Origin of the sequence: Enterobacter cloacae complex sp. XAL002, assembly GCF_049236805.1 — a bacterium.
Lineage (GTDB): Bacteria > Pseudomonadota > Gammaproteobacteria > Enterobacterales > Enterobacteriaceae > Enterobacter > Enterobacter intestinihominis.
In genome coordinates this window covers 178,436-191,777 of sequence record NZ_JBMKJN010000006.1, presented here as the reverse complement: position 1 = coordinate 191,777, position 13,342 = coordinate 178,436, and the positions used below count along the sequence as shown (strand labels likewise).

Here is a 13,342-nt window from a genome sequence, read left to right as displayed (position 1 = left end):
AATCGACCTTTCGTTTATGGCAACAAGGTCGTCACGCACAATGAAACAAAAAGCATTATGGATTAACCAGATAAAAGGGCTGTGCATCTGCCTGGTGGTGATTTACCACTCGGTGATCACCTTTTATCCTCACCTGGACGGGCTACAGCATCCGTTATCGGGCCTGCTCGCCAAATGCTGGGTCTACTTTAATCTTTACCTCGCCCCGTTCCGTATGCCGGTGTTTTTCTTCATCTCCGGCTATTTGATTCGTCGATATATTGACGAGGTGAACTGGCGCACCAGTCTCGACAAGCGGATCTGGAGCATTGTCTGGGTGCTGGCCCTGTGGGGCGTCCTGCAATGGCAGGCGCTGACCCATCTGAATGCCTGGCTCGCCCCCGAGCGTGAACTGGCGACAGCATCCAATGCGGCCTACGCCGATTCCGTTTCAGGTTTTGTACTGGGAATGCTCACGGCCAGCACCAGCCTGTGGTACTTGTACGCCTTAGTAGTCTACTTCACGCTCTGTAAACTGCTGAGCCGCTGGAAACTGCCGATGCTGGGGCTTCTGGCGCTGGCAAGCATCGCCATTAACTTCCTGCCTTTACCGTGGTGGGGAATGAACAGCGTGGTGCGCAACATGATCTACTACAGCCTCGGCGCATGGTACGGCGCGCAGTTGATGACGTGGATGAAAGGGATGAATTTGCGCCGCAGCTGGCTGGTACTTATCGCCTCTGGCGCGGTGTCGGTTGTGCTGTGGTTCGCTAATGTTCCTCTGCCGCTATCACTGCTGTCGATCGTGGTCATCATGAAGCTCTTTTACAGCTTCGAGCAGCGTTATGCCGTTCATCCCAATAATCTGCTGAACGTCATCGGTTCAAACACCATCGCGATTTATACCACCCACCGCATTTTAATTGAGGCGTTTAGCCTGCTCCTGATTCGCGAAATGAATGCGGCGTACTGGCCGATCTGGGCGGAGTTAACGCTGATTTTGGTCTATCCGTTCGTCAGCCTGCTCGTCTGCACGCTGGTTGGACTGGGCGCACGTAAGCTCTCGACCGCCCTCTTTGGCGACCTTTTCTTCTCCCCTCCCGCACGGCTTACGCCACAGCTCGCCAGCCGCTAACCTACCCTGCCCCCATCCGGGGGCACTTTTCCTCTTGTGCGGTTACGATTTGCTTATGCATAACGATCGAGGATAATAAAGACATTGCGTATCAGTGATATGCCCCAATACTGTTGGTATATCCCCAAGAGACCCTGACATAGCCATGCCTGAACACTATCGTTTTTCCTTGCCTGTAAAAGCAGGTGACCAACGCCAGCTGGGCGAACTGACAGGCGCGGCCTGCGCCACGCTGGTGGCGGAAATTGCCGAGCGCCATCCGGGGCCGGTGGTGCTGGTTGCCCCGGACATGCAAAACGCCCTGCGCCTGCACGACGAAATTCGTCAGTTCACCGACAGTCTGGTATTCAGCCTGGCCGACTGGGAAACGCTTCCCTACGACAGTTTCTCTCCGCACCAGGAGATCATCTCCTCACGCCTGTCGACGCTGTATCAGCTCCCCACCATGCAGCGCGGTGTGCTGATTGTGCCGGTGAATACCCTGATGCAGCGCGTCTGTCCGCACAGCTATTTGCACGGCCATGCGCTGGTGATGAAAAAAGGCCAGCGCCTGTCGCGCGATGCCCTGCGCGTGCAGCTTGACGGAGCCGGTTACCGCCATGTCGATCAGGTGATGGAGCACGGCGAATACGCGACGCGCGGTGCGCTGCTGGATCTCTATCCGATGGGCAGCGACCAGCCGTATCGTCTGGATTTCTTCGATGATGAGATCGACAGCCTGCGCGTGTTCGACGCCGACACCCAGCGCACGCTGGAGGAAGTGGACTCCATTAATCTGCTGCCCGCCCATGAGTTCCCGACGGATAAAACCGCCATCGAACTGTTCCGCAGCCAGTGGCGCGACAGGTTCGACGTGAAACGTGATGCCGAACATATCTACCAGCAGGTCAGCAAAGGCACCCTTCCGGCGGGGATCGAGTACTGGCAGCCCCTGTTCTTTAACGAACCGCTGCCGGCGCTGTTCAGCTACTTCCCGGCCAATACGCTGATTGTTAACACCGGGGATATCGACGCCAGCGCCAGCCGCTTTGAAAGCGAAACGCGCGCCCGCTTTGAAAACCGGGGCGTTGACCCGATGCGTCCGCTGCTGCCGCCGGAAATGCTGTGGCTGCGTACCGACGAGCTCAACGCCGAGCTAAAACGCTGGCCGCGTATGCAGCTCAAAACCGATTCGCTTGCCGATAAGGCGGCGAACACCAATCTCGCGTTCCGGACGCTGCCCGATCTGGCCGTCCAGGCGCAGCAGAAATCCCCGCTCGATAACCTGCGCAAGTTTCTTGATTCCTTCACCGGGCCAGTGGTGTTCTCCGTTGAGAGTGAGGGTCGTCGTGAAGCGCTGGGCGAACTACTGGGACGGATCAAAGTTGCACCGAAGCGCATTCATCGCCTGAGCGAAGCGACCGGAAATGGTCGTTACCTGATGATCGGCTCCGCCGAACACGGATTTATTGATACGCTCAATAACCTGGCCTTGATTTGTGAAAGCGACCTGCTGGGCGAGCGCGTGGCGCGCCGTCGTCAGGACAGCCGTCGCACCATCAACCCGGACACCCTGATCCGCAACCTGGCCGAACTGCACCCCGGTCAGCCGATCGTTCACCTGGAACACGGTGTGGGTCGCTATCAGGGAATGACCACCCTCGAAGCAGGCGGCATCAAAGGTGAATACCTGATGCTGACCTACGCGAACGACGCCAAACTGTACGTGCCAGTGTCGTCCCTGCACCTTATCAGCCGCTACGCCGGTGGCGCGGAAGATAACGCGCCGCTGCATAAGCTGGGCGGCGACGCCTGGTCACGCGCGCGGCAGAAGGCGGCGGAAAAAGTGCGCGACGTGGCCGCCGAGCTGCTGGACATTTACGCCCAGCGTGCGGCCAAAGAGGGTTATGCGTTTAAGCATGATAAAGAGCAGTACCAGCTGTTCTGCGACAGCTTCCCGTTTGAAACTACGCCGGATCAGGCTCAGGCCATAAATGCCGTGCTGAGCGACATGTGCCAGCCGCTGGCGATGGATCGCTTAGTCTGCGGCGACGTGGGCTTCGGTAAAACCGAGGTAGCAATGCGTGCCGCTTTCCTGGCGGTGGAAAACAACAAGCAGGTGGCGGTACTGGTGCCGACTACCCTCCTCGCCCAGCAGCACTTCGACAACTTCCGCGACCGCTTCGCCAACTGGCCGGTACGCATTGAGATGCTGTCGCGTTTCCGCAGCGCCAAAGAGCAGACGCAAATCCTGGAACAGGCAAGCGAAGGCAAAATTGACATTCTGATCGGCACCCACAAGCTGCTGCAAAGCGACGTGAAGTGGAAAGATCTGGGGCTGCTGATCGTCGATGAAGAGCACCGCTTTGGGGTGCGCCACAAAGAGCGCATCAAAGCGATGCGCGCCGACGTCGACATTCTGACCCTGACCGCCACGCCGATCCCGCGCACCCTGAATATGGCGATGAGCGGCATGCGCGATCTGTCGATTATTGCCACCCCGCCGGCGCGCCGTCTGGCGGTGAAAACCTTTGTTCGCGAGTACGACAATCTGGTGGTTCGCGAGGCGATCCTGCGTGAAGTGCTGCGCGGCGGCCAGGTATATTACCTGTATAACGACGTTGAAAACATTCAGAAAGCCGCCGACAGGCTGGCAGAGCTGGTGCCGGAAGCGCGCATCGCCATTGGTCACGGCCAGATGCGCGAGCGCGAGCTGGAGCGGGTGATGAACGACTTCCACCATCAGCGTTTCAACGTGCTGGTATGTACCACCATCATTGAGACCGGGATCGACATTCCGACGGCGAACACCATCATCATCGAACGCGCGGATCACTTCGGCCTGGCCCAGCTGCATCAGCTGCGCGGGCGCGTCGGGCGTTCGCACCATCAGGCCTACGCGTGGCTGCTGACGCCGCATCCGAAGGCGATGACCACCGACGCGCAAAAGCGTCTGGAAGCTATCGCCTCGCTGGAAGATCTGGGTGCTGGTTTTGCGCTGGCGACGCACGACCTGGAGATCCGCGGCGCCGGTGAGTTGTTGGGTGAAGACCAGAGCGGCTCCATGGAAACCATCGGTTTTTCTCTGTATATGGAGCTGCTGGAAAATGCCGTCGACGCGCTTAAAGCCGGACGTGAACCGTCTCTGGAAGATCTCACCAGCCAGCAGACCGAAGTGGAACTGCGCATGCCTTCCCTGTTGCCGGATGATTTTATTCCTGACGTGAATACCCGTCTGTCGTTCTACAAACGCATTGCCAGCGCGAAAAGCGAAGGCGAGCTGGAAGAGATTAAAGTCGAACTGATTGACCGTTTTGGGATATTGCCCGATGCGGCGCGCAACCTGCTGGATATTGCCCGCCTGCGTCAGCAGGCGCAGAAGCTGGGCATTCGCAAGCTTGAAGGCAACGAGAAAGGCGGCGTAATTGAGTTTGCCGAGAAGAACCACGTCGATCCGATGTGGCTGATTGGCCTTCTGCAAAAACAGCCGCAGCATTTCCGTCTTGATGGCCCGACGCGTCTGAAATTTACTCAGGATCTGACGGAACGTAAAATCCGCATGGACTGGGTGCGTAACTTTATGCGTCAGTTGGAAGAGAACGCCATCGCATAACGGTTTCCCCCGCCAGCGCCCGGCTGGTGGGGGACAATTTACAAACTCTTTGCACTTCGCCCGATCTTCCCGACCATACATTCGCCATAATTATCATTAACGCCTTATAAAACAATAACCTTATCATTTGTATGGATTATGATAATGATGATTTCTTCGCGTTTTACCCGCTGGTTAACTGTGGTTGCGCTGGCCGCGACGGTTGCCGTCGCGCTCCCTGCTCGCGCCAATACCTGGCCTCTTCCGCCCGCCGGCAGCAACGTTGTCGGTGAAAACCGCTTTCACGTGGTTGAAAACGATGGCGGTTCGCTGGAAGCAATTGCCAAAAAATATAACGTCGGGTTCCTGGCGCTGTTGCAGGCCAACCCGGGCGTAGATCCCTATGTGCCCCGGGCGGGCAGCGTACTGACGATTCCGCTGCAAACCATCCTGCCGGACGCGCCGCGTCAGGGCATTGTAATTAACCTCGCCGAACTGCGTCTGTATTACTACCCGCCGGGCAAGAACGAAGTGACCGTTTACCCTATCGGTATTGGTCAACTGGGGGGCGATACGCTGACCCCTACCATGGTCACCACCGTCTCTGATAAGCGCGCTAATCCAACCTGGACCCCGACGGCAAACATTCGAGCCCGTTATAAAGCTCAAGGTATCGACCTGCCTGCCGTGGTGCCCGCGGGCCCGGATAACCCGATGGGGCACCATGCCATTCGCCTGGCGGCCTACGGTGGGGTTTATCTTCTGCACGGAACGAATGCGGATTTTGGTATCGGGATGCGCGTCAGCTCCGGCTGCATTCGCCTGCGCGATGACGACATCAAAACGCTCTACCGCGTGATCGCCCCTGGCACGAAAGTGAATATCATCAATACGCCGATTAAAGTGTCTGAAGAGCCGGGTGGCGTCCGTCTGGTTGAGATCCACCAGCCGCTATCGAAAAACATTAATGACGATCCGCAGACGCTGCCGATTAATCTGAATGCCTCGATGGTGAGCTTTAAAACGAATGCAAACACCGATGGCGCAGTGATGGAGCGGGCGATGGAAGCGCGCTCCGGGATGCCAACCGATGTCACGCGGCATCATGAGGTTGCTCAGCAGTCAATGTAAACGGTAATAACGACAAACGCCCTGCATTAGCAGGGCGTTTTTTTGCAGTGGCATAACGGAGGGTTGCGTTACGCTTATTTGTAGATAACTGCGGTACCGTGCAGGGTGTTAGGACCGGTCACAGAGGTGATGCGGAATGATTTCGCACCCATTTCGTCAGCTTTTTGTGCCAGCTGATCTTCCAGAGAGCCGAGGTTAGTCCCGGCAGTGGCAGAGATGGTACCGACTTTCTGCTGGTCTGCTGGAGTGGATTGCACTTCAACAGCAGCGAAGCTTGCGAAAGAGAGTGAACTCAGAACGGCGGCAGCGATGAGGGTTTTAACGTTTTTCATGATTTTATACCTTTGGGCAGATGATGTAGTGGTCGTTAGTTATTTAGTTAACGATCGATAGGTAAATGATAGATGTGATCCAGGTCACACGTCAACCCATTTTTATAATGGTCGTTAAATTAATTTCATTTTCCTTATATTTCATAAAGATAAAATTAAATTATTTTTAAGAAATCACCGCTGGTCGTCGCAGACGTTTATTTTTATAATGACTATTCAACAAAACAACAGAGGACCAACGGCACATGACAACCGATGTCACGCGTTGCGCAAAGAAAAGCCGTGGCCGACCAAAAGTGTTCGACAGGGATGCGGCGCTCGATAAGGCCATGACGCTCTTCTGGCAGCATGGGTATGAAGCCACGTCGCTCTCCGACCTGGTGGAAGCAACGGGCGCGAAAGCCCCTACCCTGTACGCAGAGTTCACCAACAAAGAAGGCTTATTCCGGGCCGTTCTGGACAGATACATCTCGCGCTTCGCGGCAAAACACGAAGCCCAGCTATTCTGTGAAGAAAAAACGGTTGAGCAGGCATTGCAGGATTATTTCTGCGCAGTCGCAACCTGCTTTACCAGTAAAGACACGCCCGCAGGCTGTTTTATGATCAACACCTCCGCGACCCTCGCGGCATCGTCGAAAGAGATTGCCAACACGGTCAAATCGCGCCATGCGATGCAGCAGGAGACGCTCAGCACGTTTCTGGCTCAACGCCAGCAGCGCAGTGAAATTCCGGCGCATTGCCGTCCGCAGGAGCTGGCCCAGTATTTGAGCTGTATTCTACAGGGGATGTCCATCAGCGCCCGTGAAGGCGCGACGCTGGAAAAACTGCAGGGGATTACGCAAATAACGCTGCGCCTGTGGCCTGAACTTCTTAAACTCTGACGCAAAAAAAAGCTCCTCAGCCTGAGCGCATGAGGAGCTAAGTTCAGAGAACATCTTTTTTACACTTTGTTATTCAGTATCAGCTGACCATTGCTGTCGAGAGGGATCTGCGTACCAGGATCTTTATCCATGCGGATTTTGCCCTGCTGATCGCCAATTTTGTAGGTTACGTCGTAGCCCAACATTTTTTCAGACTTGTCATACACGGTTTTACAGCGCTGCTGCGTTGTGGTGTAGGTATCATTTTCCTGCATCGCGCCCTGCACCTGGTTACCGGCATAACCGCCACCCAGCGCACCAACTACCGTCGCGACATCCTTACCACGGCCACCACCAAACTGATGACCAATCACCCCACCAGCAACCGCGCCCAGCACGGAGCCAGCGATACGGTTTTCATCCTGAACCGGACGACGATGGGTGACAGAAACATTACGGCACTCCTGACGAGGCGTCTTGACCGTCTCTTTGATCGGTGTAGCGGAAACCACCTGCGCATACTGCGGGCCACGATCAAGTACGTTCAGACTGGCAACGGCAGCCACACCTAACGCAGCTGCGACGCCAATCCCTATACCCGCCAACATTGATTTATTCACGGGACTTCCTCCTTTGTTGCAATTGGTAGCAATTTTGCAGCGCAATAAACGCTTCGCCAATAAGATAAAGGATCAAAAAACCGCGGGATGAGCTGGGATAGCGTCTGTTTAAGAGAACTCTTAAGCGTCAGGAGCGAAATGCACAGCATGATGTGCTAAGAATTCCCTCCGGAGAGCCCGGAGGGAGGGAGAAATTAGTGCAGCTTCAGGCGTGGGCGGATAACGCGGTTGATGCGGCCGACCAGCATCATCAGGCCGGTTTTGAAGTAGCCGTGCAGCGCAATCTGGTGCATACGGTACAGAGAAATGTACACGAAGCGGGCGATGCGCCCTTCCACCATCATGGAGCCGCGCATCAGGTTGCCCATCAGGCTGCCCACGGTTGAAAAGTTTGAGAGCGACACCAGAGAGCCGTGGTCTTTGTAGACATAGGCTTTCATCGGTTTGCCTTTCATCTGCGCCAGGATGTTATGCAGCACGAGGCTTGCCATCTGGTGCGCGGCCTGGGCGCGAGGCGGTACAAATCCGCCTTCCGGACGCGCGCAGGAGGCACAGTCGCCGATAGCGAAGATGTCCGGATCGCGCGTGGTTTGCAGCGTCGGCTCTGTCACCAGCTGGTTAATGCGGTTTGTCTCCAGCCCACCGATATCTTTCATGAAATCAGGCGCTTTGATCCCCGCAGCCCAGACCATCAGGTCGGCCTGGATGTATTCGCCGTCTTTGGTATGCAGTCCGCCCTCATCCGCGCTGGTCACCATGGTCTGGGTCAGCACGCGCACGCCCAGTTTGGTCAGCTCGTTGTGCGCCGCGCCGGAAATACGCGGCGGCAGCGCAGGCAGAATACGTTCACCTGCTTCCACCAGCGTCACATTCAGCGCTTCATTAGTCAGCCCTTTGTAGCCATAGCTGTGCAGCTGTTTGACCGCATTGTGCAACTCCGCCGATAATTCAACGCCCGTTGCGCCACCGCCCACGATAGCAATGTTAACCTTGCCGTTAGCACCCATGTTGTTGGTGTACTTCAGGAACAGGTTAAGCATCTCCTGATGGAAACGACGCGCCTGATGCGGGTTATCCAGGAAGATACAGTGCTCTTTTACGCCTGGGGTGTTGAAATCATTGGACGTACTGCCCAGGGCCATCACCAGCGTGTCATAGGCCAGCTTGCGCTCAGGAACCAGCAGCTCGCCTTTATCATCACGCAGCTCAGCCAGCGTGATGGTTTTATTTTCACGGTTGATGTCCACCACCGAACCCAGCTGGAACTGGAAGTGGTGGTTACGCGCATGTGCCAGATAGCTGAGCGCATCCACGCCCTCATCCAGCGACCCGGTCGCCACTTCGTGCAGTAACGGCTTCCACAGATGGCTGTGGTTACGATCCACCAGCGTGATTTTGGCTTTCTTACCGCGACCCAGTTTCTTACCCAGCTGCGTCGCCAGCTCCAGTCCGCCAGCACCACCGCCGACAATCACTATCTTTTTCAATGGTGTAGTCAACGTGACCCCCTCAAATTATTAACCAATTGTTAATTAAAAGTTATATAAATAACCCTTAATTAACAACAGGTTACTGCGCTGAAACCATTCAGATTCATTGAGAATAGCACGTCAGGCGCATTGGTCATACCAAAATTGATATGTATCAAGTTTTGATGGTTTAAAAGTAGACAACTCTGACAAAAAAGAGGCCCGGCACGCTTTCACGTACCGGGCCTTTGTCAGGTTCAGGGAGTTCAGCCCAGCGTTTTAAAGGCCTTAATACGCTGCAAGTGCGGGGAAATATTTTTAAACTTGTGGGTCTGCTCTTCGTCCCAGACAATTTCGTAGTAATGATGCAGAAGTTCGGCAGCGCGGGAGCTGTCCAGCGCTTCATCGTTGCGGGAGAGGATCGCCAGACACCGGTCGCGGTTCTTTTCGCGGAAATTGCTCACGCATTTTGTTGCGATATCGGCGTACTCTTCCGGACGGTCAATCTTGCCTTCCATGTTTTCGTTTGGAAACAGGTTAGGATTCAAAATGACCTGACGGATATCGCACAAAAAACCGATGCGCTCTGCCCAGTATCCCCCCAACCCCACGCCGCAAATCAGCGGGCGATCGTCGATATTGAGCTGCAACATTTTGTCCACTTCTTTAAGCAGATGCTGCATGTCATGCTTCGGATGACGCGTGCTGTAGCTGATCAGCCGGACATCCGGATCGATAAACTGCAATTGCAGCACTTTCTCATGATTACCAGGACTGTTTGAGTCAAAACCGTGTAAATAAATGATCATCGTCTCACCACGCTACGCCTTCCGGGATGAATTAAAGGGCTGCTTTATGTGCCTGCCAGCGCTCGTTCAGGGCTTCAAGCCGGGCGTTTACCGATTTCCAGCGCGCCGAGTCCATCAGCTCCTGACGACTAAATGAACCTTTATGATACAATTGTGTAACACGTTCAGCATTGATCGGCGACAGGTTATCCAGCACGCTCACCGCCCCTTTACGATTATTGCAGACGAGGATCATATCGCAACCTGCATCCAGCGAAGCCTGCCCACGTTCGGCATAGCTTCCCATGATCGCCGCCCCTTCCATGGATAAATCGTCAGAGAAAATAACGCCATTGAAGCCCAACTCCTGACGCAGCACGGTTTTAAGCCAGTGCGGAGAGCCGCTGGCCGGACGCGGATCAACGTCACTGTAGATGACGTGCGCAGGCATAATAGCGTCCAGCTTGTTATCGGTAATCAGCGAGCGGAAAACAGACATATCTTTAGCGCGAATGTCTGCTTCCGGGCGCGGATCGCGCGGGGTTTCTTTATGGGAATCCGCCGTCACCGCCCCGTGGCCCGGGAAATGCTTGCCGGTGGTTTTCATGCCCGCATCGTGCATACCGTCAATGAAGCGCGTCGCCATTGCCAGCGCGATACGTGGATCGTCATGATACGAACGCTCACCTATTGCCGCACTAATGTGTCCTACGTCCAGCACCGGGGCGAAGCTGATATCGATATCCATGGCGATCATCTCGCTGGCCATCAGCCAGCCTGCGTCCTGCGCCAGTTGACCGCCCTCTTCAGTACCCAGCAGCGCAGCAAAAGATTGTGCGGCGGGTAAACGCGTAAACCCTTCGCGGAAACGCTGCACGCGTCCACCTTCCTGGTCGACGGCCACCACCAGGCGATTGCGTGACGCCGCGCGGATCTGGCGAACCAGCTCGCGCAACTGCGCCGGATCGTGATAATTGCGGGTGAAAAGAATCAGCCCCCCTACCTGCGGGTGCGCCAGAATTTCGCGCTCTTCCGCATCCAGCTCAAACCCTTCAACATCCAACATTACTGGACCCACACCAACCTCTCTTATCCTTTCGTTTGTAACTGACGCCAGGCATCATTTGCCAGCGCAATAAATTGTTCGTCATCTGTCTGCTGAATGCGCATTTCAAACCATCCCGCCATCAGCATCAGCACCCACGGACGCCAGCGCGCGACCTGCCGCGCAAGGGTGAGTACATTTATGTTGGCATTTCGGGCATAGGCGGTTATCAGCTGCACGCGCGAAGCCTCATCAGGCATCCAGACCGCAGCGAGTTCAAGCGCCACGTCACCGTCCCCGGCATATTCCCAGTCGATAAGTTTCTCGCCCGCCGTGGTATGAACGATATTCCCCGCATGGACATCCATATGCAGCGGCGCCAGACGTAACGCCTTCGGCTCTCCCGCTTTACGCAGCCGCTTAAGCTGCGCCAGCCAGAAGGGCGTGCGTCGTCCAGGCGCAGCCTGCTGCCAATAGCTATCCAGTAATGGAAGTAACGTCACCCGCCAGCCCAGACGCGGCTGTCGATGCAGATGATACAGCATGGCTGCCAGCGTGGGCGTATCGGGAAGCTCGCTTTTGATCTCACCCGCAATAAACGCCACCGCCATCCAGTCCCTGATAAAGAGATGAGGTTTCGGGGCAAGGTCGGCGGGAAGGCGCTTCAGGGCGCGGAACTGGCGACGAAAATGGGCGGCAGGCGCGGCGGCATCGTGATGCTGACGTAAAACCAGCCGATGGTCGCCACGCTCAATAATGCAACTCGCGCCGCCAAGCCCGACGGGGGCTTGCGGCGCGATAACACGGTACTGGGGGAAATAACGCGTCAGGACATCATGACGCGTGCGCTTATTGTTGCGTAACGGCACCTTTACCTGACCAGATAATTTCGCCGGTTTGAACCAGCATTAACTGCATCTGCAACGACGGCGTGTTCACGTTGCCTGTCGCGTTAGAATAAAGGACATACTGCGCACCAACGTTGCGGGCGATACCAATCGCTTTACTGCGCGAACCCAGGCTGTCCTGAGGCGACAGACCAAGCTGTTGCTTGGCGACCGCGAGCTGCTGGGCTGAGACCAGCGTAAATTTACCGTTGTTTGCCAGCGCGTTGCGCAGGGTTTCCGTCGCTTCTCCCGCATTCAGGGAACCGTTTGTACGGTTGTTCACGCTGTCTACCAGCAGCACACTGCCAGGCGTAACGCCCTGTGCCTGCAACATTTTGCCCACCATCGGCTGCATCGCGCCGTTCCAGTCATAGTGCCGCACTCGCGGCGCAGGCTGCGCGGTATCGTCCGGATGTTCGATCGGGCCAGGCTGCGCCGGAATAGTCGGTACAGACGGCACGGTTGGAACAGGTTGCGCCGGTGTTGTTGGCTGTTCCGTTCCCGGCTTCGCCTGATCCACCGGTGCAGGTTCTTCCGTTCGCGTCACACAGCCTGCCAGAAAGAGTGCGAACGCACTCAGGAGCGCATAACGGCTCATTGTTTTAATCAAGGTTCACTCCTTACAAATAAAGATAAAGTCTCACCTTATGTGCACCCAGATAGCTGGCGCTGCCGTAGAGCGTGACCGACGATCTTGCCGGGACCGTCACGCTACGCGGCGCCTCAAGCGGGTGCATCTCAAGACCTCTCACGTCATACCAGTAGAAGCGATAATGCACCGTCACTGGCTCTTGCCTTTCGTTATAGAGCGTAGAGGAGGCAGAAGACTGGATTTCGCTTATGGTCAACGAAGGATTTTCCGCCGTGATGCCCGCAGCAAGCACTGAGGACTCCATCACCAGCGTCTGTTCTTCACTGACCGGGATGGCGGGACGCGCGCTGCACCCAACCATAACCAGCGTCACGATCAGCGCTGCAATACGCCCAGTTAACATATTAAAGACCTTTATGTGCCAGCATCGGTCCCAGTGGACGTCCACCCAGAAGATGCATATGAATATGATAGACTTCCTGGCCGCCATGGCGATTACAGTTCATGATCAAACGGTATCCATCTTCAGCAATCCCTTCCTGCTCAGCAATTTTCGCGGCCACCGTAAGCATACGGCCCAGCGCAACTTCATGCTCGGTTTTAACGTCATTGACGGTCGGAATCAGAATATTGGGAATAATAAGGATGTGCGTCGGCGCCTGGGGAGAAATGTCGCGGAAAGCCGTGACCAGTTCATCCTGATAGACAATATCCGACGGAATTTCCCGGCGGATAATTTTACTGAAAATCGTTTCTTCAGCCATGACCTTTTCCTTTTATGTTTAATCTGGCGTCGTGCGTCCGTTGTTAACACACATTGTCTGTTTTACTGTGTGACACAACACAAGAGTATGAGCGAGTTTCTCCTGTCCTTTCAACCTTCTCCCGTTATTTCTTTCCTGATTATCGCCCATCTGGGTGAAGAGGCATCGC

General features: G+C 55.5%; 13 protein-coding genes. 4 read left to right on the top strand and 9 right to left on the bottom strand.

The window, feature by feature from the left end; all coding sequences use genetic code 11:
• Positions 1-40 precede the first annotated feature (40 nt).
• The 3 genes from ACOT0L_RS08000 to ldtC all read left to right on the top strand — a co-directional run bounded on the left by ACOT0L_RS08000 (position 41) and on the right by ldtC (position 5,816).
• Positions 41-1,114, top strand: coding sequence for an acyltransferase family protein (locus tag ACOT0L_RS08000; RefSeq protein WP_022647756.1), 1,074 nt, complete (start codon positions 41-43; stop codon positions 1,112-1,114).
• A gap of 145 nt (positions 1,115-1,259) precedes the next feature.
• A complete protein-coding gene (gene mfd, locus ACOT0L_RS07995) occupies positions 1,260-4,706 on the top strand; it encodes a transcription-repair coupling factor (protein ID WP_032624473.1) in 3,447 nt (1,148 codons plus the stop codon).
• 144 nt (positions 4,707-4,850) lie between these two features.
• Complete coding sequence (ldtC, locus tag ACOT0L_RS07990) at positions 4,851-5,816, top strand: L,D-transpeptidase LdtC (RefSeq protein ID WP_023299804.1); 966 nt, start codon at positions 4,851-4,853, stop codon at positions 5,814-5,816.
• A gap of 74 nt (positions 5,817-5,890) precedes the next feature.
• Here the strand turns inward: ldtC and bhsA are convergent, their stop codons facing one another.
• The gene (bhsA, locus tag ACOT0L_RS07985; RefSeq protein ID WP_006809234.1) at positions 5,891-6,148 is read right to left on the bottom strand and encodes a multiple stress resistance protein BhsA; all 258 of its coding nucleotides are present in this window, start codon (positions 6,146-6,148) and stop codon (positions 5,891-5,893) included.
• A gap of 245 nt (positions 6,149-6,393) precedes the next feature.
• On the opposite strand from bhsA, the gene ACOT0L_RS07980 reads away from it, so the two are divergent.
• On the top strand, positions 6,394-7,029 hold the full coding sequence (locus ACOT0L_RS07980; protein ID WP_126502920.1) for a TetR/AcrR family transcriptional regulator: 636 nt from the start codon (positions 6,394-6,396) through the stop codon (positions 7,027-7,029).
• Positions 7,030-7,088: 59 nt separating this feature from the next.
• On the opposite strand, the gene ACOT0L_RS07975 is transcribed toward ACOT0L_RS07980, so the two are convergent.
• The 8 genes from ACOT0L_RS07975 to hinT all read right to left on the bottom strand — a co-directional run bounded on the left by ACOT0L_RS07975 (position 7,089) and on the right by hinT (position 13,173).
• Positions 7,089-7,628, bottom strand: coding sequence for a glycine zipper 2TM domain-containing protein (locus tag ACOT0L_RS07975; protein ID WP_017384715.1), 540 nt, complete (start codon positions 7,626-7,628; stop codon positions 7,089-7,091).
• Positions 7,629-7,822: 194 nt separating this feature from the next.
• Positions 7,823-9,127, bottom strand: a complete 1,305-nt coding sequence (locus ACOT0L_RS07970; RefSeq protein ID WP_017693633.1) for an NAD(P)/FAD-dependent oxidoreductase — start codon at positions 9,125-9,127, stop codon at positions 7,823-7,825.
• A gap of 236 nt (positions 9,128-9,363) precedes the next feature.
• Entirely contained in the window at positions 9,364-9,906 is a 543-nt protein-coding gene (ycfP, locus tag ACOT0L_RS07965; protein WP_058647118.1) for an alpha/beta hydrolase YcfP, read from the bottom strand.
• 31 nt (positions 9,907-9,937) lie between these two features.
• Entirely contained in the window at positions 9,938-10,963 is a 1,026-nt protein-coding gene (nagZ, locus tag ACOT0L_RS07960; protein ID WP_126290761.1) for a beta-N-acetylhexosaminidase, read from the bottom strand.
• An 11-nt stretch (positions 10,964-10,974) separates the two neighbouring features.
• Positions 10,975-11,799, bottom strand: coding sequence for a thiamine kinase (gene thiK, locus ACOT0L_RS07955; protein ID WP_126502921.1), 825 nt, complete (start codon positions 11,797-11,799; stop codon positions 10,975-10,977).
• Positions 11,780-12,424 (bottom strand): penicillin-binding protein activator LpoB, encoded by a 645-nt coding sequence (gene lpoB / locus ACOT0L_RS07950; RefSeq protein WP_085929697.1) that lies wholly within the window; start codon positions 12,422-12,424, stop codon positions 11,780-11,782. The genes thiK and lpoB overlap by 20 nt, the downstream gene beginning before the upstream one ends.
• A 13-nt stretch (positions 12,425-12,437) precedes the next feature.
• Positions 12,438-12,812: a YcfL family protein gene (locus tag ACOT0L_RS07945; RefSeq protein WP_022647747.1), complete on the bottom strand. Its 375-nt coding sequence runs from the start codon at positions 12,810-12,812 to the stop codon at positions 12,438-12,440.
• A 1-nt stretch (position 12,813) separates the two neighbouring features.
• Positions 12,814-13,173, bottom strand: a complete 360-nt coding sequence (hinT, locus tag ACOT0L_RS07940) for a purine nucleoside phosphoramidase (protein ID WP_006809243.1) — start codon at positions 13,171-13,173, stop codon at positions 12,814-12,816.
• Positions 13,174-13,342: the final 169 nt, after the last annotated feature.

Bases quoted from the DNA above. Each gene is read 5' to 3' on its own strand.
- ACOT0L_RS08000 (WP_022647756.1), top strand. From the start codon at position 41: ATGAAACAAAAAGCATTATGGATTAACCAGATAAAAGGGCTGTGCATC.
- mfd (WP_032624473.1), top strand. From the start codon at position 1,260: ATGCCTGAACACTATCGTTTTTCCTTGCCTGTAAAAGCAGGTGACCAA.
- ldtC (WP_023299804.1), top strand. From the start codon at position 4,851: ATGATGATTTCTTCGCGTTTTACCCGCTGGTTAACTGTGGTTGCGCTG.
- bhsA (WP_006809234.1), bottom strand. From the start codon at position 6,148: ATGAAAAACGTTAAAACCCTCATCGCTGCCGCCGTTCTGAGTTCACTC.
- ACOT0L_RS07980 (WP_126502920.1), top strand. From the start codon at position 6,394: ATGACAACCGATGTCACGCGTTGCGCAAAGAAAAGCCGTGGCCGACCA.
- ycfP (WP_058647118.1), bottom strand. From the start codon at position 9,906: ATGATCATTTATTTACACGGTTTTGACTCAAACAGTCCTGGTAATCAT.
- ACOT0L_RS07945 (WP_022647747.1), bottom strand. From the start codon at position 12,812: ATGTTAACTGGGCGTATTGCAGCGCTGATCGTGACGCTGGTTATGGTT.
- hinT (WP_006809243.1), bottom strand. From the start codon at position 13,173: ATGGCTGAAGAAACGATTTTCAGTAAAATTATCCGCCGGGAAATTCCG.